Origin of the sequence: Rhodoferax sp. GW822-FHT02A01 (assembly GCF_038784515.1) — a bacterium.
In the GTDB taxonomy this organism is placed as follows: domain Bacteria; phylum Pseudomonadota; class Gammaproteobacteria; order Burkholderiales; family Burkholderiaceae_C; genus Allorhodoferax.
The window spans coordinates 5,356,391-5,380,037 of the sequence record NZ_CP152376.1; the positions used below are offsets into that span (position 1 = coordinate 5,356,391).

General features: G+C 63.8%; 22 protein-coding genes. 13 read left to right on the forward strand and 9 right to left on the reverse strand.

Annotated features, from left to right (window positions below; genetic code table 11):
* Positions 1 to 25 precede the first annotated feature (25 nt).
* Positions 26 to 979: a DUF808 domain-containing protein gene (locus AAGF34_RS25275; RefSeq protein ID WP_342618472.1), complete on the reverse strand. Its 954-nt coding sequence runs from the start codon at positions 977 to 979 to the stop codon at positions 26 to 28.
* Between the two features lie 166 nt (positions 980 to 1,145).
* On the opposite strand from AAGF34_RS25275, the gene AAGF34_RS25280 reads away from it, so the two are divergent.
* Both AAGF34_RS25280 and AAGF34_RS25285 read left to right on the forward strand, forming a co-directional pair.
* On the forward strand, positions 1,146 to 1,673 hold the full coding sequence (locus tag AAGF34_RS25280; RefSeq protein ID WP_342618473.1) for a hypothetical protein: 528 nt from the start codon (positions 1,146 to 1,148) through the stop codon (positions 1,671 to 1,673).
* 45 nt (positions 1,674 to 1,718) lie between these two features.
* Complete coding sequence (locus AAGF34_RS25285; protein WP_342621180.1) at positions 1,719 to 2,690, forward strand: tRNA-dihydrouridine synthase; 972 nt, start codon at positions 1,719 to 1,721, stop codon at positions 2,688 to 2,690.
* On the opposite strand, the gene AAGF34_RS25290 is transcribed toward AAGF34_RS25285, so the two are convergent.
* A complete protein-coding gene (locus AAGF34_RS25290; RefSeq protein ID WP_342618474.1) occupies positions 2,671 to 3,198 on the reverse strand; it encodes a GNAT family N-acetyltransferase in 528 nt (175 codons plus the stop codon). The genes AAGF34_RS25285 and AAGF34_RS25290 overlap by 20 nt on opposite strands.
* 126 nt (positions 3,199 to 3,324) lie before the next feature.
* Between AAGF34_RS25290 and AAGF34_RS25295 the strand changes: the two genes are divergently transcribed.
* The 9 genes from AAGF34_RS25295 to AAGF34_RS25335 all read left to right on the forward strand — a co-directional run bounded on the left by AAGF34_RS25295 (position 3,325) and on the right by AAGF34_RS25335 (position 13,473).
* The gene (locus AAGF34_RS25295; protein WP_342618475.1) at positions 3,325 to 5,037 is read left to right on the forward strand and encodes an AMP-binding protein; all 1,713 of its coding nucleotides are present in this window, start codon (positions 3,325 to 3,327) and stop codon (positions 5,035 to 5,037) included.
* 10 nt (positions 5,038 to 5,047) lie between these two features.
* Positions 5,048 to 5,758 carry a cytochrome C gene (locus AAGF34_RS25300; protein WP_342618476.1) on the forward strand — a complete coding sequence of 237 codons (711 nt, stop codon included), beginning with the start codon at positions 5,048 to 5,050 and terminating at the stop codon, positions 5,756 to 5,758.
* Positions 5,742 to 7,073 (forward strand): c-type cytochrome, encoded by a 1,332-nt coding sequence (locus tag AAGF34_RS25305; protein WP_342618477.1) that lies wholly within the window; start codon positions 5,742 to 5,744, stop codon positions 7,071 to 7,073. Before AAGF34_RS25300 ends, AAGF34_RS25305 begins: the two co-directional genes overlap by 17 nt.
* 186 nt (positions 7,074 to 7,259) lie before the next feature.
* Positions 7,260 to 9,302 carry an ATP-binding protein gene (locus AAGF34_RS25310; protein ID WP_342621181.1) on the forward strand — a complete coding sequence of 681 codons (2,043 nt, stop codon included), beginning with the start codon at positions 7,260 to 7,262 and terminating at the stop codon, positions 9,300 to 9,302.
* Entirely contained in the window at positions 9,299 to 9,961 is a 663-nt protein-coding gene (locus AAGF34_RS25315) for a pseudouridine synthase (RefSeq protein ID WP_342618478.1), read from the forward strand. Before AAGF34_RS25310 ends, AAGF34_RS25315 begins: the two co-directional genes overlap by 4 nt.
* Positions 9,962 to 9,970: 9 nt before the next feature.
* Positions 9,971 to 10,825 (forward strand): 3',5'-nucleoside bisphosphate phosphatase, encoded by an 855-nt coding sequence (locus AAGF34_RS25320; protein WP_342618479.1) that lies wholly within the window; start codon positions 9,971 to 9,973, stop codon positions 10,823 to 10,825.
* An 8-nt stretch (positions 10,826 to 10,833) separates the two neighbouring features.
* Positions 10,834 to 11,457: an L-threonylcarbamoyladenylate synthase gene (locus AAGF34_RS25325; protein WP_342618480.1), complete on the forward strand. Its 624-nt coding sequence runs from the start codon at positions 10,834 to 10,836 to the stop codon at positions 11,455 to 11,457.
* Between the two features lie 36 nt (positions 11,458 to 11,493).
* A complete protein-coding gene (locus AAGF34_RS25330) occupies positions 11,494 to 12,162 on the forward strand; it encodes a site-2 protease family protein (RefSeq protein WP_342618481.1) in 669 nt (222 codons plus the stop codon).
* A gap of 24 nt (positions 12,163 to 12,186) precedes the next feature.
* Positions 12,187 to 13,473: a tryptophan--tRNA ligase gene (locus AAGF34_RS25335; protein WP_342618482.1), complete on the forward strand. Its 1,287-nt coding sequence runs from the start codon at positions 12,187 to 12,189 to the stop codon at positions 13,471 to 13,473.
* Between the two features lies 1 nt (position 13,474).
* Here AAGF34_RS25335 and AAGF34_RS25340 read toward each other — a convergent pair whose 3' ends face one another.
* The 4 genes from AAGF34_RS25340 to AAGF34_RS25355 are packed head-to-tail and all read right to left on the reverse strand — an operon-like array spanning position 13,475 to position 16,960.
* Entirely contained in the window at positions 13,475 to 14,110 is a 636-nt protein-coding gene (locus AAGF34_RS25340) for a hypothetical protein (protein ID WP_342618483.1), read from the reverse strand.
* 38 nt (positions 14,111 to 14,148) lie between these two features.
* Positions 14,149 to 15,447, reverse strand: coding sequence for a TRAP transporter large permease (locus tag AAGF34_RS25345; RefSeq protein ID WP_342618484.1), 1,299 nt, complete (start codon positions 15,445 to 15,447; stop codon positions 14,149 to 14,151).
* Complete coding sequence (locus tag AAGF34_RS25350; RefSeq protein ID WP_342618485.1) at positions 15,444 to 15,932, reverse strand: TRAP transporter small permease; 489 nt, start codon at positions 15,930 to 15,932, stop codon at positions 15,444 to 15,446. The genes AAGF34_RS25345 and AAGF34_RS25350 overlap by 4 nt, the downstream gene beginning before the upstream one ends.
* Entirely contained in the window at positions 15,929 to 16,960 is a 1,032-nt protein-coding gene (locus AAGF34_RS25355; RefSeq protein ID WP_342618486.1) for a sialic acid TRAP transporter substrate-binding protein SiaP, read from the reverse strand. Before AAGF34_RS25355 ends, AAGF34_RS25350 begins: the two co-directional genes overlap by 4 nt.
* Positions 16,961 to 17,220: 260 nt before the next feature.
* On the opposite strand from AAGF34_RS25355, the gene AAGF34_RS25360 reads away from it, so the two are divergent.
* Together AAGF34_RS25360 and AAGF34_RS25365 are read left to right on the forward strand one after the other, a co-directional pair.
* Positions 17,221 to 17,913: a HAMP domain-containing sensor histidine kinase gene (locus AAGF34_RS25360; protein ID WP_342618487.1), complete on the forward strand. Its 693-nt coding sequence runs from the start codon at positions 17,221 to 17,223 to the stop codon at positions 17,911 to 17,913.
* Positions 17,914 to 17,938: 25 nt separating this feature from the next.
* Positions 17,939 to 19,552 (forward strand): response regulator, encoded by a 1,614-nt coding sequence (locus tag AAGF34_RS25365; RefSeq protein WP_342618488.1) that lies wholly within the window; start codon positions 17,939 to 17,941, stop codon positions 19,550 to 19,552.
* A gap of 42 nt (positions 19,553 to 19,594) precedes the next feature.
* On the opposite strand, the gene AAGF34_RS25370 is transcribed toward AAGF34_RS25365, so the two are convergent.
* Genes AAGF34_RS25370 through AAGF34_RS25380 form a run of 3 tightly spaced genes read right to left on the reverse strand, consistent with a single transcriptional unit; the run spans position 19,595 to position 23,645 of the window.
* Positions 19,595 to 21,445, reverse strand: a complete 1,851-nt coding sequence (locus AAGF34_RS25370; RefSeq protein ID WP_342618489.1) for a caspase family protein — start codon at positions 21,443 to 21,445, stop codon at positions 19,595 to 19,597.
* On the reverse strand, positions 21,442 to 23,091 hold the full coding sequence (locus AAGF34_RS25375; RefSeq protein WP_342618490.1) for a CHASE2 domain-containing protein: 1,650 nt from the start codon (positions 23,089 to 23,091) through the stop codon (positions 21,442 to 21,444). The genes AAGF34_RS25370 and AAGF34_RS25375 overlap by 4 nt, the downstream gene beginning before the upstream one ends.
* 2 nt (positions 23,092 to 23,093) lie before the next feature.
* The gene (locus AAGF34_RS25380; RefSeq protein WP_342618491.1) at positions 23,094 to 23,645 is read right to left on the reverse strand and encodes an OmpA family protein; all 552 of its coding nucleotides are present in this window, start codon (positions 23,643 to 23,645) and stop codon (positions 23,094 to 23,096) included.
* Between the last annotated feature and the right edge of the window lie 2 nt (positions 23,646 to 23,647).

Consider the following 23,647-nt stretch of genomic DNA (forward strand, 5'->3'; position numbering starts at 1 on the left):
CGACCTCGGTTGTGGCGCGTTCACTTCAACGCCCTTTGATCAATTGCCACAGCTTTTGCGCAGCCAGCACAAGCGCCAACACCAGGGCGCCCGCCAGCACACCGACCAACATGTCAAAGCCCAGAGAGACAGCCGGCTTCAGCATGGCATCCACCGCGGCGACTCCGCTTGTCACCTGCTCCTGCACGGACTGCGCCGCATGGTGCAGCAAGGGCAATCCATGGGACAGGATGCCGCCGCCCACCAGGAACATGGCGGCAGTACCCACCACCGACAAGGTCTTCATCAGCCAGGGCGCCGCATCGAGCAGCCACAATCCCACGGCGTGCTTCCAGCCCGTGCCCGCCACGGCCGTGGGTCGGCGGCTGAGGTACAAGCCCAAGTCGTCGATCTTCACGATGCCCGCCACCAGCCCGTAGACACCCACCGTCATCACGATGGATACGCCCACCAGCACCGCCAGTTGGGTGGTCCAGGAACTGCCTTGCACCGTTCCCAAAGTGATGGCAATGATCTCGGCAGACAGCACAAAGTCGGTCCGTATCGCCCCTTTGATCTTGTCCTTCTCCAGTGCCACCAGATCCACCGACGGGTCGGCCAGCGCCTGCATCAGCTCTTCATCCAGATCGTCCGGATGGTCGCCCCTGTGCATCCAGCTGTGGGCGATTTTCTCGAACCCTTCAAAGCACAGGTAGGCCCCGCCCAGCATCAACAGCGGCGTGATCAGCCAGGGCAGCGTCACGCTCAGGATCAGGGCCAGGGGCACCAGGATCGCCTTGTTGAGCAGCGAACCCTTGCCCACGGCCCACACCACCGGCAGTTCCCGATCGGCGGCCACGCCGCTGACCTGCTGCGCATTGAGCGCCAGATCGTCACCCAGCACACCAGCCGTCTTGCGTGCGGCCACTTTGGTCAACAGCGCCACATCGTCCAGTACGGTGGCAATGTCATCGATCAGGGCAAAGAGGCTGCTGGCCATAGGGGGAAGCACACCAGGTGCCGTTCAAGTAGTGGAACGGGGCAGCATAGCAAATCCCGGCAGTGAGCCCATGGCCCCACGCGCCCTGGGGCGGTTGTGAAAATGGCACAAGCTTCGCCCAGACCCCGTGGGTCCTGTAGCACAATGGGCCAAAAAAAGACCGCCTATGCCACAAACCGCTTCCACGCCTGCATTTGAATTGCTAGAGGCACCGACCGTGCTGGACATCGAGGCCTCAGGCTTCGGGCGCAACAGCTACCCCATTGAAGTCGGTTTTGTGCTGCCCAACGGCCGTACCTTTTGTTCCCTGATACGCCCCCAGCCGCATTGGACCCATTGGGATGAGCAGGCCGCGCACACCCACCACATCCCGCGCCATCTGCTCACTGAACGGGGGCTACCCGTAGAAGAAGTGGCCGCGCGCCTGAATGCTGATTTGCGTGGCCTGACGGTGTATTCCGACGGCTGGGCCAATGACTACAGCTGGCTGGGCGCCCTGTATGACGAGGCCGAGATGAGTCCGAGTTTTCGCCTGGAGAACCTGCGCATGCTGCTGACCGAGGCCGAGGCCGACCAGTGGCACATGGTCAAGGCCGAGGTCAGTTCCGAGCGTGGTGCGCAACGCCATCGCGCCAGCTCGGACGCGCGTCTGCTGCAGCTGACCTTTCAGCGCCTGCGCAGCGCAGCCCACTGAAGCGCCGTCTTGGAGCAAGCTGCCGACACGCTATTGCTGGCGCCCATGGAGGGTCTGCTGGACTTCGTGCTGCGTGACATCCTGACCCGCAGCGGCGGCATAGACCGTTGCGTGTCCGAATTCATACGCGTCACCAACACCCTGCTGCCCACCCGCACTTTCGAGCGCATCATCCCCGAGTTGCACAACGGCGGACGCACTTGTGCGGGCGTTCCGGTACGTGCCCAGTTGCTCGGCTCAGACCCGGCGTGCCTGGCCGAAAACGCGGCACAACTGGCGACGCTGGGCCCGCACGGCATTGACCTGAACTTCGGCTGCCCGGCCAAGGTGGTCAACCGCCATGGCGGCGGTGCCGCCTTGCTGGATGAGCCGGAGCTGCTCTACCGCATCGTCGCGGCGGTTCGCCACGCCGTTCCGGCGCACATGCCGGTCTCCGCCAAGATGCGCCTGGGTGTGCACGACGACAGCCGCGCCGAAGAGTGCGCCCTGGCGCTGCAAGCCGGCGGTGCAGAAGAACTGGTGGTGCATGCCCGCACCAAGGCCGACGCTTATCGGCCACCGGCCTACTGGGCGCGCATAGCGGATATCTGCGCCGTGGTCCGCGTCCCGGTGATTGCCAATGGAGAAATCTGGAACGTGCAGGACGCGCTGCGCTGCCGCGAACTATCCGGCTGCCACCGCCTCATGCTGGGGCGAGGCATGGTGACCGACCCCGGCCTGGCGCTGGCCATTCGTGCCCACGACAGCGGCATGGCGCCCTACGCCGATCTGGCGCAGGAACACCCGGCCCTGATTGCCTGGCCGTCCCTGCTGCCTTTGATGGCGGACTTCTGGATGCTGGTGCGTACCCGGCTGGACCGCAAGAAACAGTGCGGGCGCCTCAAGCAGTGGCTGAACTTTCTGCGCCACCGCTACGCGCAAGCCGAGGGGGTCTACCAGGCCCTGCGGACCGTTACCGATCCACTGCTGATAGACCAGTGGATGGCCGATCAGTTGGCTAAGCCAGGGGGCGCTTGAGGCGGATTTCCTCGACCTTGACGCCGCCGATGGCGACGGTCTTGGCACTGGGCAACTCGCGCTTGAGGCCGGCCAATTCAAAAAAGCGCATGGCGCGGTCATTGGCAATAGGCAGCCAGATGCTGACGTGGGTACAGCCCTCGTCCTGCAAGCCTTCACGGGCGGCGTCCCACAATGCCAGGCCTACACCTTTGGACCAGTGGCTGGCAGCCACGTAGATAGCCCAGATCTCGCCCATGGTGGGCGGCGTGCCCTTGTCGCGCGAGCGGTCAAAACCGACAAAGCCGACGATTTTGTCTTCGTCGATGGCCACCAGCACCTGGGGTTCAGCGTATTCAATGGCTTCGCGCCAGTAGGCCTGACGTTTGTCCAGGGGCACCACGGGAATGGGTGCATCAATGGTGATGGTCTTGAAAGCGTCGCGAACGGTGGCGTTGTGGAGTTCGGCGATTTGTTTGGCATCGCGCAAGGTGGCGGGACGCACTTTATAGGTTGTCGTACTGGACATGTAGTTACGTAAACGAAAGCGAAATGACAAAAGTGCAATTGTCGCCGGAAATGCCCCCGGGCTCCTTACGGCCCTCCAATGCCCCGATACAGACCCCCGCTTCCCGTGTATCCTCCTGACCCGCCCATGACCACTTCCTTGACCGTCACCCCGCAAGATCTCCCTCTGGCTTGTCTGTACCGCTGGGAGCGCGAACGTGCAGACCAGGTCTACCTGAGCCAACCCATGGGCGAGGGCGAAATACTGGATATCACCTGGGGCCAAGCCGCAGACCAAGTGCGGCGCATGGCCACCTGGCTGCAGGCGCAGGGCTGGCCCGCGGGCAGCCGTGTGGCCATCATCGGCAAGAACAGTGCCCACTGGCTACTGGCCGATCTGGCCATCTTCATGGCGGGTCATGTGTCGGTGCCGGTCTACCCAACCTTCCATGCCGAAGCCCTGGACTTCATCCTGGCGCACAGCGAGGCCAAGGCCGCCTTCATCGGCAAGCTCGACGGCATTGGCAGTCTGAAAGGTTGCCTGGCCAGTGGCCTGCCCCTGATCACGCTGCCCTTGGCCCCCACACTGCCTGCACTGCAATGGACCGACCTGGTGGGCGCCACCGCGCCGCTGCAAGGCGACTTCTGCCCCGCTGCGGAGACACTGGCTACGGTGATGTACACCTCTGGCACCACCGGCCAACCCAAGGGCGTGATGCACAGCTTTGGCGCCCTGGCGTTTTCGGTCAGCAGCGCCCTGCTGCGCGTTCCCATGTTCGGCACCGACCGCATGCTGTCCTACCTGCCGCTGGCCCATATTGCCGAGCGCATCCTGATCGAACAGGCGGCGCTGCGCATTGGTGCCCACCTGTTCTTTGCCGAATCGCAGGACACCTTCATTCTGGATGTCCAGCGTGCCCGGCCCACGGTGTTCTTCTCGGTGCCGCGGCTGTGGCTCAAGTTCCAGCAGGGCGTGCATGCCAAGCTGCCTCCGCCGCTGCTCAAAGTCCTGGTACACCTGCCGCTGCTGGGTTCGCTGGTGCGGCGCAAGGTGCTGCAGGGTCTGGGACTAGACCAATGCAGGCTGGCGGCTGGTGGCGCCGCGCCCATGCCGACCGAGTTGCTGGGCTGGTACCACCGACTGGGCCTGGACTTGATCGAGGTGTATGGCATGACCGAGATGTGCGGCGCCTCCCACTCCACCATGCCGGGCGCCTTTGAAGTCGGCTCCGTGGGCCTGGTCGCAGACGGTTTTGCATGCCGCATTGCGCCGGACAACGGCGAGATCCAGGTGCGTGCGCCCTGCCTCACCAGCGGCTACTTCAAGCAGCCCGAGCTCACCGCCGCCATGATGACCGAGGACGGCTGGATGCGCACCGGCGACAAGGGGCAGATCGATGCCACGGGCCGCCTGCGCATCACCGGGCGAGTCAAGGACCTGTTCAAGACCAGCAAGGGCAAGTACGTTGCACCCGCACCGATTGAAGACCTGCTGACGCAGCACCCGGATGTGGAAGCCTGCGTGGTCACCGGCGCCAACTTCTCGCAACCGTTTGCACTGCTGCTGCTCAGCGCTGCCGCCATGGAGCGTAGCCGGTCGGACGCCGGACACAAAGTGCTGGAGGCCTCCCTGCTGACCCTGTTGCAGACCGTGAATGCCCAACTGGACGCCCATGAGCGCCTGGACATGCTGGTCGTGGTGGCCGATACCTGGACCGCCGAAAACGGCATGGTCACGCCTACGCTCAAGGTCAAGCGCGCGCGCATCGAGGAAACCTACGCGGTGCGCTACACGCGCTGGCTGGACCACAGGCGCCCCGTGGTATGGGCCCATCCCATTGACGCGCATCAGACCCACTAGGCTGATGCACATGCCGCGTTTGCTCCGTCTGTTTCTATGGTGCTGCATAGTCCTGGGCCTGAACTCCTGGGCGTGGGCGGGGCGCGTCTTTGAAGACAGCATGGCACAGCGCACCCTGGCATGTACCGCCTGCCACGGGGACCAAGGACGTGCCGGCCCCGACGGCTACTACCCGCGCTTGGCGGGCAAACCCGCGGGCTATCTGTTGCACCAGTTGCAGAACTTCCGTGACGGCCGGCGCCACTATGCGCTGATGCAGGGCCTCTTGGGCAACCTGGACGAACCCTATCTGCGCGCGATAGCCAATCACTTTGCCGCACAGAACGTCGCCTACCCTCCACCGGTAAAAGGCAATGCCACTGCAGCCGAACTGGAACGCGGGCGCAAGCTGGTGCAGGAAGGCGATGCCGCACAAGGGCTGCCCGCCTGCACCCAATGCCATGGCACCTTGCTGACCGGTGTGAACCCAGATATCCCCGGCCTGCTGGGTCTGCCCAGTGACTACCTGAATGCGCAACTGGGTGGCTGGCAGACCGGCCAGCGCCGCGCCCATGCACCGGACTGCATGGCCCAGATTGCCAAGCGGCTGAGCGCCACCGATACCAACGCCATCGCACGCTGGCTGTCAGCACAGCCGGTGCCAGCCAATGGCCACCCTGCCGACCAAAAGCCCGCGCCTACCGCGTTGAGCGCGGAGTTGCGTTGTGGAAGCGCGCCCTGAGATGCGTACACCGGCACGCACGCCTGCTCACTCTGCCTTGCGCTGGCTGGGCATGCTGGCGTTTGTGGCCCTGGCGGTGCTGGCATCGCTCTGGTTTCTGGGCGGCGCTGGCATGGCCGACTTATCGGAGGGCACGGCTGCGCCTTCCGTGGCATCGACAGACCAGGCTGCACGCGTTGCCCGCGGCAGCTATCTGGCGCGCATAGGCAACTGCGCGCTGTGCCATACCACGCGGGGCGGCATCCCGTATGCCGGGGGCCGCGCCATAGATACACCCTTTGGTGCAGTGGTGTCCGGCAATCTCACACCTGATCCGGTGCACGGGCTGGGCCACTGGAGCGCACAGGACTTCTGGCGCGCCATGCACCTGGGCCTCTCCAAGGATGGGCACGCGCTGTACCCGGCCTTTCCCTATACCAGCTACACCCGCATCAGCCGCGAGGACTCGGATGCGCTCTTTGCCTACCTGCAGACGCTCACACCAGCAGCCGTGCCCAAGACCGCACACACGCTGCGCTGGCCTTACAACACCCAATTGGCGCTGCGGGTCTGGCGCGCCTTGTACTTCCAGCCCGCCCGCGAAGCGGAAGTTGCGAGCACCCCGGTTGCGCGCGGCGAATACCTGGTAAACGGTCTGGGCCACTGCATGGAGTGCCATGGCACGCGCAATGCGCTGGGCGCCCTGTCATCCCGTGGCAAGGGTGGCTATCTGCTGCCAGGCAGCCAGTGGTATGCGCCATCGCTGACGGACGCGGCACAGGCGTCGGTAGCAGCCTGGTCGCCGGAAGCCATCCAACACTTTCTGCAGACCGGCAGCAATGCCACTGCCCAGGCCGGCGGCCCCATGGCCGAGGTGGTATTGCATGGCACGCAATACCTCACGGACACGGACGTCCAGGCCATGGCCGCCTATCTGCACGCGTTGCCGCATGCTGACGCGGCGCCTTCACGGGACAAGGTGAATGGACCAAGCCCTGCAGTCGCCTCCAAAGGCGCCAAGCTGTATGAGACCCATTGTGCGGACTGCCACGGCCTGCAAGGTGAAGGCCGTGCTGGCGCCTATCCGTCCCTGGCGGGCAACCGTGCCGTCACCATGGCGCAAACACAGAACCTGATCCATGCGGTGCTGGGTGGCGGCTTTGCGCCTGCCACGGCGGGCAATCCGCAGCCCTATGGCATGCCGCCTTTCATGCTGCTGCTCAGTGACTCTGAAGTGGCGGCAGTGCTAAGCCACATCCGCAGCGCCTGGGGCAACCAGGCTGCGCCCGTAAGCGAGTTTGATATAAACCAGCTACGCCGCTCCCAAGTGCCTTAATGCCCAGCGCCCACATCCAGCCACTGCCCAGTTCCCCAAGCGCCAACGCCGCGCCGCAGGTGGTGGTGCGTGGCTAGTCTGCACAGGCGCCCCCGGCTGCGCGTGCCCAGCCGCGCTGCGTTGCGTGCACCGTCAACGCATGACGCCGCGCAAGATCTCATCATCGAGGGTTATCGTCCGGCGCAGATGATTGCGGACCTGCGCAAGTACCAGGCCGAACTGGAGATACAGAACAAGGCCCTGCGCTACAGCCAGCAGGAGGCCGAGGGCGCATCCGAGCGGTTTGCCACCCTGTTTTCCAGCGTGCCGCTGGCACTGATGGTGGTGGATGAAGAAGGCTTGGTCATGGCCAGCAATGCCATGGCGCTGCGCCTGTTCCAACCGCAGGAGAGCGACCCGCCGCTGAACTTCCTGCTGCCCTTTGTGGGGCCAGACCATACCGACGAAGTGGCGGTGTCCTTCCTCAGTGCCAAGGCCAGTGGCGCCAGCGAGGTGAGCGAAGTGGTGTTTCGCAGCGGCACCGATGGCAGCTTCACCGGCGACCTGCACATTGCGCGCATCGAGAATCCGCAGGACGAGCTTGCGCACTTCATCTGCGCCATCATCGACCAAGGGCCGCTCCTAGCCCAGCGGCTGGCGCTACAGGAAAGTGCTGCCGTGCTGTTGCAACGCAATGAGGACCTGCTGCTCAGCGAAACCCGCATGGCGGCCATCATCAACTCGTCGCTGGATGCCATCCTGTGCCTGGACGAAAACCAGCGCATCGTGGTCTTCAACCCGGCCGCCACGCAGCTGTTTGAATGCCCGGCACCTTCCGCCTTTGGCAGCCCGCTGGGGCGCTTCCTGCCCGATGTGGAAAAGCTGCTCAAGGAAACCGCACTGCCCGACCAGGCCGTGCTGGGCGAGTTCCGTGCCGTCACGCTCAAGGGCGCCGAAATCTTTGTGGAAATCAGCATCTCGCTGGAGCGCGGCCAGAGCCCGCAGCACAGTGCCGGCACCGCCATCACCACCCTGTTTGCGCGCGACCTGACCGCTCGCAAGAAGGCCGAGGCACAGCGGCTGGCACTGGAAACCCAGCTGCGTGAGTCGCAGAAGATGCAAGCCGTGGGCACCATGGCCGGCGGCATTGCGCACGACTTCAACAACATCCTGAGCGCCATCCTGGGCAACGTGGAACTGGCCAAGCAGGACACCACGGCTGGCTCTGCATCGCTGACCAGCCTGGACGAGATCGACAAGGCCGGACGCCGCGCGCGCGACCTGGTGCGCCAGATCCTGACCTTCAGCCGCAACGAGCAGCCCAAACGCAGCCCCATGCGCCTGAGCGAAGTGGTGCAGGAAACCGTGCGCCTGGTGCGGGTGACCCTGCCGCCCGGCGTGGAGCTCAAGGTGGCGGAAGCCGCCGACTGCAGCAGCGTGCTGGCCGACGCCACGCAGGTTGAGCAGGCCCTGCTCAACCTGTGCACCAACGCCATCCTGGCCGTAGGTCCCAACAAGGGTTGTGTGACCATCGAGTCGCGCAACACCACACTGGATTTGCCCCAGGCCAGCCGCATCGGCATACCGCCGGGACGGTATGTGGACCTGTCGGTGAGCGACACCGGCAACGGCATCGATGCGGCCACCTTGCTGCGTATTTTCGAGCCCTTCTTCACCACCCGCCAGGTGGGCCAAGGCACCGGCCTGGGACTGTCGGTGGTGCACGGCATCATGCAGACCCACCAGGGCGGCATCGATGTGCAGAGCACACCGGGCCATGGCAGCGTGTTTCACCTGTACTTTCCGGCCTGCAGCGATGCCGCCTCTGCAACCGCGGAGCCGGCAGCGGCCCAGGTCGCGGTGCACGGCCAGGGCCGCCACGTGATGTATGTGGACGACGACCAGGCTTTGGTGTTTCTGGTGGAGCGCGTGCTGCGACGCAAGGGCTTTACCGTCACCACCTTCAACGATCCGCAGGAAGCCCAGGCCGCGCTGGCCGAACGGGCGCAGGACTTTGACCTGCTGGTTACCGACTACAACATGCCCGGCTACAGCGGCCTGGACCTGCTGCGCGCAGTCAAGGCCATACGCCCCGACCTGCCGGTGGCGCTGGCTTCCGGCTACGTGACAGCCGAGCTTGAAAAAGACGCCTTTGCCGCCGGTGCCAGCGCCCTGGTCTACAAACCCAACGACGTGAACGAGCTGTGCGAAACCGTGCAGCGCCTGATCCTGGGCGGCGCTGCCTCTTGAAACCGCTGGAAGTCGTCTACGCGGATGACGCACTGGTGGTGCTCAACAAACCCTCCGGCCTGCTGGCCGTGCCGGGCAAGATTTCCAATGAATGCCTGAGCCTGCAGGTGCAGCAGCAATTTGCCGATGCGCTCATCGTGCACCGGCTGGACATGGCCACTTCCGGCCTGATGGTGATGGCGCGTGGCATCGCCATGCAACGCGCGCTCAACCAGAGCTTTTCGGAGCGCCGCGTGCACAAACGCTACGTGGCCATCGTGCAGGGCCCATGCGGCACCCCGACGCATGTAGAAGCCGAGAATGGTTGGCAGTTGATTGACCTGCCCATCATCGTGGACTGGCCCAACCGCCCTTTGCGCAAGATAGACCTGCAAAGCGGCAAACCCAGCCAGACCCGCTGGCGCAGCGTCCACTACGACGCGCAGCACAACACCAGCCGTCTGGAACTGGAGCCTGTCACCGGTCGCAGCCACCAGCTGCGGGTGCATCTGCAGGCCATCGGGCATCCGATACTGGGTGACACACTGTATGCGCCAGCCGAAGTGGCCGCCGCCAGTGAACGCCTGCTGCTGCACGCCACGACACTGGCCTTTGCACATCCCCAGACGCATGCATGGGTAAGCTTCCATGCCCCGGATGCATTTGGAGCCTGGCCCTAGAATGGGGGCGTGACTACCATCCTCAACGCCGACCTGCATTGCCACTCCGTGGTATCGGACGGCACACTCACCCCCGAAGAACTGGCAGAGCGCGCCAAGGCCCATGGCGTGGAGCTGTGGGCGCTGACCGACCACGATGAAATCGGTGGACAGAAACGTGCCTTGGCTGCAGCGCATGCGCAGGGCATGCGCTACCTCACGGGGGTGGAAATTTCGGTCACTTTCATCGGGCAGACGGTGCACATCGTCGGCTTGGGATTTGATGCAGGCAATGCAGCGCTGGCCCAGGGCCTACGCGATACCCGGGGCGGGCGCAGACAGCGCGCCCTGGAAATGTCCGAGGGCCTGGCAAAGGTTGGCATCCACGGCGCCTACGAAGGCGCCCTGCCCTACGCCGGCAACCCGGAACTGATCTCGCGCACCCACTTCGCCCGCTTTCTGGTGGAGACGGGTGTGTGCAAGGACACCAACGAGGTGTTCCGCAAATACCTGACCGAGGGTAAGCCCGGCTTTGTGCCGCACCGCTGGGCCACGCTCAAGAATGCAGTCACCTGGATCACCGAGGCCGGTGGCATGGCAGTCATCGCCCACCCGGCACGCTACAAGTTCACCCCCAACGAAGAGTACGCCTTGTTCACCGAATTCAAGGCGCTGGGCGGCCGCGGCGTGGAAGTGGTCACCGGCAGCCACAGTACGGCTGAGTTCGCCAGCTACGCCGAGACCGCCAAGGAGTTCGGTCTGGCCGCCTCCCGCGGCAGCGATTTTCACAGCCCCGGCGAGAGCCACACCGAATTGGGAACGCTGCCTTTTCTGAATAGCGAACTCACACCGGTGTGGGAACTGCTGGGCAACCGCATCCAGTAACTTTTTTCATGGCCCAGTACTTCGAAGTCCACCCCGAAAACCCGCAAACCCGACTGCTCAAGCAAGCTGTGGCCTTGCTGGAAAAAGGCGGCATCCTCGCCGTCCCCACCGACTCCAGCTATGCCTTTGTCTGCCATCTGGACGACAAGAGCGCCGTGGACCAGTTGCGCCGCGTGCGCGGCGTGGACGACAAGCACCAGCTCACCCTGCTCTGCCGCGACCTGAGCGAGCTCGCCAACTACGCCCGGGTGGACAACCGCCAGTACCGCCTGCTCAAGGCAGCAACACCGGGCCCCTTCACCTTCATCCTGGAAGCCAGCAAGGAAGTGCCGCGCCGTGTCAGCCATCCATCGCGCAAGACCATTGGTCTGCGCGTGCCGGAACACAAGGTGTTGCAGGAGCTGCTGTCGCTGCACGGATCCGCATTGCTGGCCACCACCCTGATACCGCCCGGTGACACGCACCCGCTCAACGACGCCCAGGAAATCCGTGCCCGTTTTGAAAAGCTGATTGCCGGCGTGCTGGACGCCGGCGCCTGCCCGCAGGAGCCCACCACGGTGGTAGACCTGACCGGGGAGGTGCCCGAGATCATGCGCCAGGGGCGCGGGGACGCTTCGGTGCTGGGGCTCTAGAAAAAGGGATACGCCTCCGTCTGAGACAATCCCTGCATGGATATAGCTCAACTCATTCAAACCGTCGCCATCTACGCCCTACCCGTGCTGTTTGCCATCACGGTGCACGAGGCGGCGCACGGTTACGCGGCGCGGTACTTTGGCGACAACACGGCCTGGAAGATGGGACGTGTCACGCTCAACCCGGCCAAGCACATCGACCCCCTGGGCACCATCGTGATGCCCTTGCTGCTGTATTTCGCTACCTCCGGCGCCTTTCTGTTTGGCTATGCCAAGCCGGTGCCGGTGCGCTTTGGCAATCTGCGCAACCCCAAGCGCGACATGATCTGGGTGGCCTTGGCCGGCCCTGCGGCCAATCTTGTGCAGGCGCTGCTGTGGGGCATTCTGTTCTATCTGTTGCAAGGCCTGGGCACCGAAGAAGTGTTCTTCTACGCCATGTGCAAGGCAGGTATCTCCATGAACGTAGGGCTGTTTGTGTTCAACCTCTTTCCGCTGCCCCCCATGGATGGTGGCCGCATCATGGTGGGTCTGCTGCCCCTGAAGCAGGCACTGGCATTCTCCAAGCTGGAGCCCTACGGCTTCTTCATCGTGATTGCTCTGATCTACCTGCGGATACTCGACACCCTCTGGATGGGCCCGCTCTCGGCACTGACACGCATGCTGCTCAATGTGCTGCTCACGCCCTTTGCCATGCTGGCCTCCTGATTTGATTCCTTGTTTGCGCGCGCTATGACCATTACCCGTTTTCTCACCGGCATCACCACCAGCGGTACACCGCACCTGGGCAACTACGTGGGCTCCATCCGCCCGGCTGTGCGGGCCAGCCTCACGCCTGGCGTGGAGAGCTTCTACTTTCTGGCCGACTACCACGCGCTGATCAAGATCGATGAGCCGGCGCGCATCCAGCGCTCCACCCTGGAAATCGCCGCCAGCTGGCTGGCTGCGGGCCTGGACCCGGAGCGCGTGACGTTCTACCGCCAGTCCGATATTCCCGAGATTCCCGAGCTGACCTGGTTCCTGACCTGCGTCACCGGCAAAGGCGTGCTCAACCGCGCCCACGCCTACAAGGCCTCCGTGGATAAGAACACAGCCACCGGCGTGGACCCGGACAGTGACGTGACTGCCGGCCTGTTCATGTATCCGGTGCTGATGGGTGCGGACATCCTGATGTTCAACGCCCATAAGGTGCCGGTAGGCCGCGACCAGATCCAGCACATCGAGATGGCGCGTGACATGGCCCACAGTTTCAACCACCGCTACGGCGAGCACTTCGTGCCACCGCAGGCCGAGATCGAAGAGTCCGTGGCCACCCTGCCGGGACTGGACGGCCGCAAGATGAGCAAGAGCTACGACAACACCATCCCGCTGTTTGCCAGCCGCGAGCAGCTCAAGAAACTCATTGCCGGCATCGTCACCGACTCGCGCGCACCGGGCGAGCCCAAGGAAACCGAGGGCTCGGCCCTGTTCCAGATCTACCAGGCCTTTGCCAGCGCCGAGGAAACAGAAAGCCTGCGCAAGGCCTATGCCGAAGGTATTTCCTGGGGCGATGCGAAGCAGACGCTGTTCGAGCGCATTGACCGCGAAATCGCCCCCATGCGCGAGCGCTACCAGTACCTGATGGACAACCCCGGCGAAGTCGAAGCCATGCTGCTGGCCGGTGCCGCCAAGGCCCGCGCCATCGCCACGCCCTTCATGACCCGCCTGCGCCATGCCGTCGGCTTGCGTACGCTTAGCACAGGTGTGGAGAAGTCCAAGGCCAAGGCCACCAAGACCGCTGGTGCCAGCTTCAAGCAGTACCGCGAAAAGGACGGCAAGTTCTATTTCAAGCTGACCGACGCAAAAGGCAACGTGCTGCTGCAAAGCCTGGGACTGGAGTCACCGCAGACGGCAGGCAAGAGCATTGCGCTGCTGCAGCAGCAAGGCTCGGATGCACTCGATAGCTTGAAAGACGCGCTCGAGCCCATCACCGATGTGCAGGCGGTACAGGCAGCGCTGGAAGCGATCAAAGCCGCCTGACCTACGGCGCCATCACCCGCACCTGCAACAAGCGGCGCACCTGCAGCCCCGACTCGCTGCTGTAGGTGCCCGGCTTGGGCGCCCGGCCCGTCGCAGCAATGGTGACCCACTCGGCCAGGGGCAGCGTGACCGTGGTGGACATGCTGTTGCGGGTTTGCGTGGGCAGATCCGCCCCCATGCGCTGGCCAACGGAAGTGCGCTGCACTTCGATCTCCACCGTCGCGGGCTTGTTGCCACCCGGCCATTTGGGCTGCACGGTGATGCTCTGACCGGCATCGAACCAGGTCAGCGCGTTGTTGATGCTGACGGCGTTGGCGCTACCGTTCGAATTGGAGCTGGATGCGTTGGTGTTACCGGAGGGCAGTGTTGCAGTGCTGACCGACTGCGTCCACTGCATGGGGATGGCGTCCTGCATGCGCAACTGAGCCTTCTCGCCATTGCGCACCTGCACCATCTGCGGCTCCCAGGCCGCGGCATCGGAACCGCCGGCCGAATAATGGGAACCACCCTCGTTGCCCTCCTCGACCTGGCGCAGTTCCACCGTGAGATCGCGCTTGGGCAATGCGGCTTCTGCCGCCAGCGCCACCTGGCTCATCAGGGCCGTAACAAGCAACACCATGGCAACCAGAATCTTCATCGTCCCCATCCTTTCAGCGTCGGCCAACAGCCTATTCATCAGTGCGTGGCGTAGCCCATGGTCTGCGGCAGCCACAGCACGATCTGCGGAAATACCGTCATGGCCAGCAACAACAGCAGCAGCATGACCAGGAACGGCCAGCCTTCCTTCATCATCTCGCCAATCGGGATGCCGGTAAGCGCTTTGGTGACGAACAAAAGCATGCCAAATGGCGGATGGATCAGGCCAATCATCATGTTGAGCACCACCAGCACGCCAAAGTGCACCAGATCCACCCCCAGCAACTTGGCTGCTGGCAGCAGCATAGGCACAAACACTAGCAGCAGAACCGACACGTCCAGAAAACACCCCAGCACCAGGAACATGAGGTTGACCAGCAGCAAGAAGCCCAGCTGGGACAGGTGCATGCCATCCACCCAGGTCGCCATGGCTTGGGGCACGCCTTCAGACGTAAAGGCGTAGTTCAGCATGAAGGAGCCGGCCAAGATCAGCGTGATGACGGCGCTGCCGCGGGTGGACTCCATCACCACTCCCCAGAAGGTTCGCCAGCTCAGGGCGCGGTAGATCACACCGGCCAGGATCAAGGCGTGCAGGGCTGCCACGGCCGCCGCTTCGGTGGGCGTGAAGGCCCCGGAATAGATGCCGCCCAGCAGCACCACCGGCATGGACAGCGGCAAGGCACCGCGGTACAGAATGGCGGGCCACTCGCGCAGCGGAATCTTGTCTTCACGCGGCATGTTGCGCTTGGTGGCGATCCAGTGCACCACCAGCATCATCAGGATGGCCATCAGGGCACCGGGCACCACGCCGCCCAGGAACAGCGCGCCCACCGAGGCACCTGACACCAGCGCGTAGATCACCATCGGAATGCTGGGCGGAATGATGGGGCCCAAGGTCGCACTGGCCACCACCACAGCACCCGCGAAGCCCGGTGAATACTCCGGCTTCTTGAGCATCTGGCGGATGGTGACCAGCCCCGGGCCGGCCGCATCGGCAATGGCACTGCCACTCATACCGGAGAAGATGACGCTGACGAGGATATCCACCTGGGCCAACCCGCCACGCATACGCCCCACCAGAATGCGGCAGAAGTCAAAGATGCGCTCGCTCACCGTGCCCGCATTCATGATGTTGGCGGCAAACACGAATAGCGGCACCGCCAACAGCACATAGCTGTTGTAGAGGCCGTTGCCCACCTGCTCGGCCACCAGGCCCAGGTCCTGTCCCTTGACCAGCAGATAGGCCACGCCGGATGCCAGCATGGAAAAGCCAATCGGCATGCGCAGCAGCATGCCCCCCACCAGCACCAGGCCGAGTGCAGTCAATGCGTGGTTCATGACAGGTGCAACTCCGTGTGCAGCCCCTGGCCGCGCAGCGCGGACACGATGGCCCAGGCGCTGCGCAGCACCAGCGCCACCATCAGGATCACAAAGGGCATGAACACCCACATGAAGCTGATGCCCAGTACCGGTGTGCTCTCGCGCCGCATGAAGTGCACATAGTCCCAGGTGGCAGGCACGGCAGCTGCCGCCAGCCCACCCACCATCAGGTTGCCCAGGATGCGCATGACCAGGCGCGTGCGGCGCCCCGCCATGTTCCAGACCAGGTCAAACACCACATGCTCGCGCTCGGGCACCACGGTGGCGGCGGACCACAGAATGACCCACACATACAGCACCACCGCAGCCTCATCGGTCCAGGGCAGCGGCTTGTTGAAGGCAAAGCGCGCGACCACCTGGGCAATGAAGACCACAAACAACATCAGAAACAGACCGCCGCCCAGAACCCTGGCTGCGGCCTGCAGCATGCGCAGCGCTTTCACTTGGTGGCGTTGATGCGCTCAAGCAGGCCCTTGGGCCAGATCTTGGCGTAATCCGAGTTCTGGTAGGCCGATTGCACGGTCTTGTGGAATGCGTCGAGATCGGGCGTGGTGACCTGCAGCCCCTCCTTCTTGAAGAAGGCCACCAGTTCCGCCTCTTCCTTCAGCCGGTTGTCGTTGTTGTAGACCGCGGCAGCCTGGGCCGCTGCCTGCACCTTCTGTCGCTGCGCGGGCGCGAGCGCTGCCAGCGCCTTGTTGGAGATGGAAATGAACAGGGCATCCACCAGATGGCTGGTCAGCACCAGCTGCTTGGTCACCTCATAGAACTTGGCCGCCTTGACCGTGGGCAAGGGATTGTCCTGGCCGTCGATGGTGCCGCTCTTGAGGCCCAGATAGACCTCGCCAAAAGCCAGCGGCGTGGGCGTGGCGCCCAGTGCCTCGCCCAGGAACAGCCATTCCTTGGAGCCCGGCATGCGCAGCTTGATGCCCTTGAGGTCGGCTGGCGTGCGCACATTGCGCACTTCGCGCAGATTGAGCTGGCGCGTGCCGTAGTAACAGGTGGACAAGGGGGTGATGTCCATCTTGTCGGCCACCAGCTTGAACATCTCGGCGCCAATGGGGCCGTTGAAGATCTTCTGCTGCTGCGCCGGGTCGCGCACGATGTAGCCGGCAGTGAAGATGGAAAACTCCGGCACCAGCTTGGCAATGTCCTGCGCCGATACGGTGGTCAGCTCCAGGTTGCCGCGCGCCAGGGCCGCAGGCTCGGCACCCTGCTTGAACAAGGACGCGTTCAGGTTGATCTGCACATCGAATTCACCCGGCGCGCTTTTTTCCAGGGTGTCCTTGAACACAGTCCACATCTTGGCGTGCCAGTCATCGGGCACGGCGGGGGTGGAGATGCGCAGCAGAACCTTGCCGGAAGCCCGGGCGGGCAGGCCGGCGGCACCCAGGGCGCCTGCAGCGGCGGCTCCCAGCAAGGTGCGACGGTTCAGGGGAAGGACGCCAGGGGTGAAAGGCCTACCGGGGTTCATAGTCTCTGCTCTCGTTGTTATGGGAAGTCGTCTCAAAAATGGTCCCCACAGCCAAATATTTGCGGGGTGGGGAATGTTACTGTGCAATTGGCACCACGCCGACGCGCCATTTGATCGGCAAATGGCGCCAAGCGGGCGCTGGCGCTGGTCAGCACGCCATTGCCGGTTTAGTATCAGTCATTGATAAAACCTGGATGTCATTCGCACAAAAAGAATGCCCGCAGCGATGTGCGACATCGCCCGCTGCACCAACCCACAACATGGTGACCGACGAATTCCGTTTTGCCGACCTGATGGCATCTTCCATCCACGACATGAAGAACGCCCTCAATCTTCAGGTCAGCGCCCTGGAACAGATTGCCCGCGACTGCCAGGATCGGGGAGACACGGCCACCTTCGACAAGCTCGGACAGGTCATCTACCAGACCAACCACATGAGCCTGGGGCTGATGGAATTGCTCAGTCTGTACAAACTGGGCGACGCCAGCTATCCGCTTGACATCACCCAGCACCGCGTATCCGATGTCATCGAAGAGGCCGTGCTGCACAACCAGTTCATGATGCACAGCAAAGGCATTGCCGTGTCGGCGGACTGCGCACCCGAGTGCTTCTGGTATCTGGACAAGGAACTGGTCAAGGGCGTGCTGCTCAATGCGCTGAACAACGCCTACCAGCACACCCGCGACGCCATCCGCATCACCGCACGCCAGCATCCGCAACATCTGGAATTGCGGGTGGAAGACAACGGCACGGGCTACCCCGACAGCATGCTGCACAGCGGCGACGCGGGCAGTGACCAAGGGGTCAACTTCTCAACCGGCAGCACCGGATTGGGTCTGCATTTCTCCCGGCAAGTCGCCCATCTGCACAAGAACGCAGGTGCGCGCGGACAACTGCGCATTGAAAACGGGGGCACGTTGGGCGGCGGATGTTTCGTGCTGACTCTGCCATAGAAGCGCCTGCGAAGATACTTGCACCATGTCCCTCGCACTTCGACAAGCCAGCATACTGATCATCGATGACTTCCAGGGCATGCGTACCATGCTGCGCGAGTTCCTCTCCTCCATGGGCGTCACGGCGATTGACACCGCCAGCAACGGCCGCGACGCACTGCAACTGCTGGCGGCCAACCGCTTTGATATCGTCATCTGTGACTACAACCTGGGCGAAGGCGCCAACGGCCAGCACATCCTGGAAGAGGCCAAACTCAAGAACCATGTGGGCGTCTCCACCGTGTGGGTCATGGTGACTGCGGAAAAAACCCCCGAGATGGTGATGGGCGCCGCCGAAATTCGTCCCGACGATTACCTGCTCAAGCCCATCAGCCAGGCCATGCTGGAAAACCGTCTGGAAAAGCTGCTGGCGCGCAAACAGTCCCTGGCACCCATCGAAGCCTCGGTCAAGGCATTGAACTACGCCGACGCCTTGGCGCAATGCGACCAGCAGCTCAAGTCCAACGCCATCAACCCACACGAAATCCTGCGCATCAAGAGCGAACTGCTATTGGCCATGGGCGACTACGCGGCGGCCACCGCCCTGTTTGAGTCGGTGCTGGTCACGCGTGAAGTGCCCTGGGCCCAGACCGGACTGGGCAAGGTGTACTTTCACGACAAGAAATACGCCCAGGCCAGGGAGATGTTCCAGAGCGTGCTGGAGCAAAACGAAGTGTTCATGGAAGCGTCAGACTGGCTGGCCAAGACCTGCATCATGCAAGGCGACCACCAGACCGCGCAAACGGTGTTGCAGGATGCGGCACGGCTCTCCCCCAACTCGCCCACGCGGCAAAAGCTGCTGGGTGACACGGCACTCAAGAACGGCGCTCTGGATGTGGCCCGCAGCGCCTTCGAGAAGACCATCCGTATCAGCGAGTTCTCTCCACACAAGTCTGCCTCGGCCTACACGCGTCTGGCCCGGGTGCTTTCTGAGCAGGGCGCACCGCAGGACGCACTCAAGACGCTGGCCCAGAGCAAGAAGGAATTCCGCTACAACACCGAAGCGGCACTGCAGACCGCCGCGGCGGAAAGCGTGATCTACCAGGACATGGGGCAGGCAGACCGGGCCCAGGCCGCCCTGCTGGAAACGGAGAAACTGATCGACAAGGCCGCAGGCAAAGTGGGCGCCGATGTGGCACTGGAAGTGGCCGACTCCCTGTTCAGGCTGGGCAAGAAAGACAAGGCCTGCAGCCTGCTCAAGGACGTGGTGCGCAACAACCACGAGAACCAGGAGCTGTCCAACAGCATTGCCGCCATCTTCGAAGAACATGGCCTAGTCGCAGAAGGTCAGGCACTGATCGCCGAATCACGTGGCGAGGTGGTGGGCATCAACAACGAAGGTGTGACGCTGGCCAAACAGGGCGACCTGCTGGCGGGGGTCAACCGGCTGCGCACGGCGGCAGAGAAATTGCCGAACAACGAAGTCATCCTGATCAACCTGTGCGGCCTGCTCATTGCCTTGCTCAGCAAGGAAGGCCGCAACCACCAGATCGCCGGAGAAGTGCGCGAGCTGCTGGACCGGGTGCGCCAGCTCAACCCGTCCAACAAGAATTACCACGTCTACACCGCGGCGCTCAACCGCGTCATGGGCACCAACTAGCGTTTGCCAGTGCTCCGCCGCGCATTGGGGCGTCCGTGTACCTTATTGTTTTTCTTCGATGGCCAGAAGGGCTGCCCCGTAGGCGTCGGAACACAACGCGCTATTGCTGCGCCGGATAGCCCCATCACAGGCGGCATTGGCCTTGGCGCTGGTAAGCAAGGCACCCAACTGGGCGCGGCCTTTGGCGTCATTGAGCGACACCATGAACGGCCCGGCCTTGGAAGCCGCCAGCGCGCTGATGTCACGCGGCGCATCCGCCACCACCACCAGCAGATTGTCCATGCCTTCAGGGCCGCCCGCCTTCACGCGCCAGTTCGGGCGCGGCAACTGCAACGTCTGCCCTGCCTCGATGCGGTTGTTCTGATCCAGGTCGTTGGGAAACAGCAGGTAGACCGACTGGTTGTCCGAGCCTGCCAGTGCCAGATAGACATAGCCCGACTTGTCCGATTGCACCGACAGGTCCAAGGCATCCTTGCCGATCTTCAGGCGGCTCTGGCCGACGCTGGCTTGCACCGCGTGCTTGGCGTCGCGCTGGGCATACATGAGCTTCAGTGCCTGCTCGCCGGTCAAGGGCGGCGCTGCAACTACGACTGGCGCCGGCTGGGCCGCAGTCGTGGCTGCCGGTGCGGTTGCCTGGGAAGGCGCGGCCAGCACCGGCGCAAGCGCAGGCTGGCTGAACCAGGCTGGAACGAACTCGGTGTTGCCGTTGAGTACCAGGTTGTGTGGCTTGAAGACCGTACTGGTGGCCATGCGCTGGTTGATCTTTTCCTGGGCGCATTGGCGTATTTCATCGATGCTGATGGAACCCGAGTTGTCCAGGTCCTTGGCATCGCGCAGCATGCAGTCGCGCATGTACTGGGTTGCCAGGCCGCCCTTGGCTTCGTCGTCGAAGCTGATCTCGTTGTCGCGCGAGGCGCTCAGGTGGATGATGTCCTGCGGCAGCATGCCCTTGGCGGTGGCCTCGACGATGAGGTTGCGCGTCTTCACATTCACAGGTCGGCCGCACTCCTCATTGGTACTGACGAACTTGCCACGCAGATTGCCTTCGTCGCCAGGCACGCTGATGCCGCGCGTGCGCAAGGTGGACTGGGCCTGGGCCACGCCGCCAGAGTGGCAGGCGTCGTACATCACGAACAGCTTGTCGGTCTTGTTGGTGATACCCGAGAGCAGGCTGGCCATCTCGTGGTTGGAAATCTGGCCGCGCGTGCCGCCGTCATAGGCCAGCAGCGCCTCCACGCAACCGCCGGCAGCCGGGTCCAGATAGCGGGTGCCATGGCCCGAGTAGTGAATGAACACACGGTCGCCTTCTTGCACCCGGTCGTTGAGTTCCTGCAGCGCCTTGCGGATGCCGTCGCCGGTGGCCTGATCGTCCTGCAAGTAGCGGATGTTCTCCGCCGGAACCTGCATGCTCTGCGCCATCTGGGTGGCCGACTGGCGGTCGAACTTGACGCCGGGCAGCTCGGGGATGCCAGGGTCGGCGTAGCGGCTGATGCCGATGATGAGCGCATGGCGGTTGCTGCGCGGTGGCAGCATGCGCACGCCCAGAGTCATGGCGCTGTTGCCTGCCACTTCGCGGCCACTGGCCACCGTGCTCACGGCCGAAGCCTGTGTCTTCCAGTTGAGCGCGCTGGCACGAATCCAGCCGCTGGCTACCGCCTTGTTGCCCGGCTCCACCACCGAGACCCAGGCCCAGCCGCCCTCGGCGCTGAGCAGGCGCACGGTGGCGGCGACTGACAGGTTTTGCACCACGGCAGCATCGGCCAACTTGTCTGCGCGCAATTCCGTGGCACGGGTCAGGCCCAGCACCCCCTGCTCGGCCGCACCCGCTGCGGCGGAGCCCCCCAGAGCGAAGCTGAAACAAGCCAAGGCAAGGCGGTTTCGTAACAAGGTCATGACGGGGTTCCTTCCTTTTTTACGGGTTCGAGCTTAGACCAGATTCGCTGGGCCGCCTGCGCCAGCGCTGCGCGCCCCAGCCCATCCGGCAAGGGCTGGATGGCCGCACTGGCGTAACGGGAAAAACGCCTATCCCGCTGGAGAGCGCGCTGCAATACCTGCAAACTATGCTGCGGCCCAACGATGGCCGCATGCTGGCCCAACTCCGGCCAGCGCAACTTCTGCAACACATGCACCGACAGGTCCGGGACGATCAGGCGGCAATCCGGCGCATGCTTTTCCAGCAGATCAATCAGGTGGTCCAACGGACCTTCCAGCCAGGGGCTGTTGCGTTGCAACGGCCACAGACCCAGGGCTCTGCCAGGCAGCGGCGAACACCAATAGTTGCGCCGCAGCCCGTTCCAGTAGCGCAGCAGTGCCATGAACAGCAACGCCAACGCGGCCGATAGCTTGAGGTCCACGAACACCGGCGAACCATTCAGCGACAAGTAACTGACGAACAGCAGTCCGGCCGGCAGCACCAGGGTAGGCATGGCCAAGGTGGCCAACTTTCTGTGTTGCACCCACAGCGCGGTGCCCAGGCACAGGGCCATGGCGATCAGCGCATCCAGCCAGCGCGGCAACTCGCGCAGGTGGCGCCGGTGGAGCTCGTTGTCCAGCACGGTGGCCAGGGCATCCACGCCCGGATGGTCGGCCGCCAGGGACGTAGGGTGTACATCGTGCAAGGAAGCCGCAGCGGAGCCGATCACGATCACCTTGCCGGCGAAGTCCGGTAAGCCGGTCACGACTTTGCCGGTATCAGCGGCCTGGAATACGTCTGCAAACCCTACGCGCGGATAGGCCGAAGGCTTGCTGCGCCAGGCGATCAGCTCACCGGCCTGCTCGTTTGCCACAGGCGCCTGGGCAAGGCGTTGTCGGTAGGCATCTGGGTCCACCGTGGCCAGGGTTGCCAGGGCAAGGGACTGGATACGGCTGTGGTCCGGCAGGGTTTCCAGTGCGCGGTTGTGGCGCAGCACGCCATCGGAATCCACATAGCCGTTGTTGTAGCCCAGGCGTGAGGCGGCAATGGCGGGCAAGGCGGGTGGAATCACGGCCACAGTGGCACTAGGTGCCGAGGCGCTTGCCGCGGGCTCTGCGGCCCAGAGCGTTGGCAGCACTGCGCGGGAAATGGCGCTCTTTGCGTCCGCTTCCGGGGACAGTCGCACCACAGAAAAGTGGCCGTGGCTGCTGCGGGACACTGCCGCATTGAACGCCGCGTCGCCGCCGGGGCTGATGCGGTCCGCATCCGAAAACATGATGTCCCAGACGATGGCGGCAGGTTTTTGCCGCTCCAGATAGTCCAGCACCGTGGCCAGCGTGTCCCGCGGCCAGGGCCAGCGCCCGAACTCGCCAGCCATGCGCTGCAGCGAGGGCTCGTCAATGTCGATGATGAGCACACGCGGGTCGGGTGCCGCCACCAGCACACGGGCACGCACCATGGCATCAAACGTCGCGGGCGAGATGCCCGTGGTGAACCGCAGCACGAACACGTCGAGCATGATCCAGACGCAAAAAATGCAGGCCAGTCCCCAGATCACCCGCGCGGCGGGCCAGGCACCAGCCTTTTTCTCCCAATGGCCGATGGCGCGTCGCAGCCAGGCGATCACGGTCAATCCAGGTTGACGATCTTCACGCGCCGGTTTTCTGCCGCCAGCGGCACCTGCGGATTGGCGGGTTCGCTGGAGCCCTTGCCCACGGCCACCAGACGATCTGCCGCAATGCCCTTGGATACCAGCAGGTCCCGCACGGCTGCAGCACGCTGGTCACTCAGCTTGCGGTTGTATTCCGCGTTGCCTTTGGCGTCGGTATGGCCTTCGATGACAAAGCGCGAGTTCAGCAGGGCGTCGGACGACAGGGCCGAGGCCAGGTTGGACAATGCGGCGAGGCTCTCTGCACGGATGCGGGAAGAATCAAAGTCAAACTGGATGCTCAGCGACAGCGAGGGGCGCTCCTGCGCCTGTGCGACGCCAGTCGCCTGGACCGCGCTACCGCCCGCGTCTGCAGGTACCGCTTCCACCGTGAGATTGCGCAGGCTGCGCAGACGCGGCGGCGTCCTGAGTTGCTGAATCATCTGTTCGGTGGACGGCGTCGTCGCCTGGGCAAACGCCGCGCCGGAAAGCGCCAGCAGCGTGCAGATCAGTAGGCTTCGTATCGCGCTCATTT

Bases quoted from the DNA above. Each gene is read 5' to 3' on its own strand.
- AAGF34_RS25275 (WP_342618472.1), bottom strand. From the start codon at position 979: ATGGCCAGCAGCCTCTTTGCCCTGATCGATGACATTGCCACCGTACTG.
- AAGF34_RS25280 (WP_342618473.1), top strand. From the start codon at position 1,146: ATGCCACAAACCGCTTCCACGCCTGCATTTGAATTGCTAGAGGCACCG.
- AAGF34_RS25285 (WP_342621180.1), top strand. From the start codon at position 1,719: ATGGAGGGTCTGCTGGACTTCGTGCTGCGTGACATCCTGACCCGCAGC.
- AAGF34_RS25290 (WP_342618474.1), bottom strand. From the start codon at position 3,198: ATGTCCAGTACGACAACCTATAAAGTGCGTCCCGCCACCTTGCGCGAT.
- AAGF34_RS25295 (WP_342618475.1), top strand. From the start codon at position 3,325: ATGACCACTTCCTTGACCGTCACCCCGCAAGATCTCCCTCTGGCTTGT.
- AAGF34_RS25300 (WP_342618476.1), top strand. From the start codon at position 5,048: ATGCCGCGTTTGCTCCGTCTGTTTCTATGGTGCTGCATAGTCCTGGGC.
- AAGF34_RS25310 (WP_342621181.1), top strand. From the start codon at position 7,260: ATGATTGCGGACCTGCGCAAGTACCAGGCCGAACTGGAGATACAGAAC.
- AAGF34_RS25325 (WP_342618480.1), top strand. From the start codon at position 10,834: ATGGCCCAGTACTTCGAAGTCCACCCCGAAAACCCGCAAACCCGACTG.
- AAGF34_RS25330 (WP_342618481.1), top strand. From the start codon at position 11,494: ATGGATATAGCTCAACTCATTCAAACCGTCGCCATCTACGCCCTACCC.
- AAGF34_RS25335 (WP_342618482.1), top strand. From the start codon at position 12,187: ATGACCATTACCCGTTTTCTCACCGGCATCACCACCAGCGGTACACCG.
- AAGF34_RS25340 (WP_342618483.1), bottom strand. From the start codon at position 14,110: ATGAAGATTCTGGTTGCCATGGTGTTGCTTGTTACGGCCCTGATGAGC.
- AAGF34_RS25345 (WP_342618484.1), bottom strand. From the start codon at position 15,447: ATGAACCACGCATTGACTGCACTCGGCCTGGTGCTGGTGGGGGGCATG.
- AAGF34_RS25355 (WP_342618486.1), bottom strand. From the start codon at position 16,960: ATGAACCCCGGTAGGCCTTTCACCCCTGGCGTCCTTCCCCTGAACCGT.
- AAGF34_RS25360 (WP_342618487.1), top strand. From the start codon at position 17,221: ATGGTGACCGACGAATTCCGTTTTGCCGACCTGATGGCATCTTCCATC.
- AAGF34_RS25365 (WP_342618488.1), top strand. From the start codon at position 17,939: ATGTCCCTCGCACTTCGACAAGCCAGCATACTGATCATCGATGACTTC.
- AAGF34_RS25370 (WP_342618489.1), bottom strand. From the start codon at position 21,445: ATGACCTTGTTACGAAACCGCCTTGCCTTGGCTTGTTTCAGCTTCGCT.
- AAGF34_RS25380 (WP_342618491.1), bottom strand. From the start codon at position 23,645: ATGAGCGCGATACGAAGCCTACTGATCTGCACGCTGCTGGCGCTTTCC.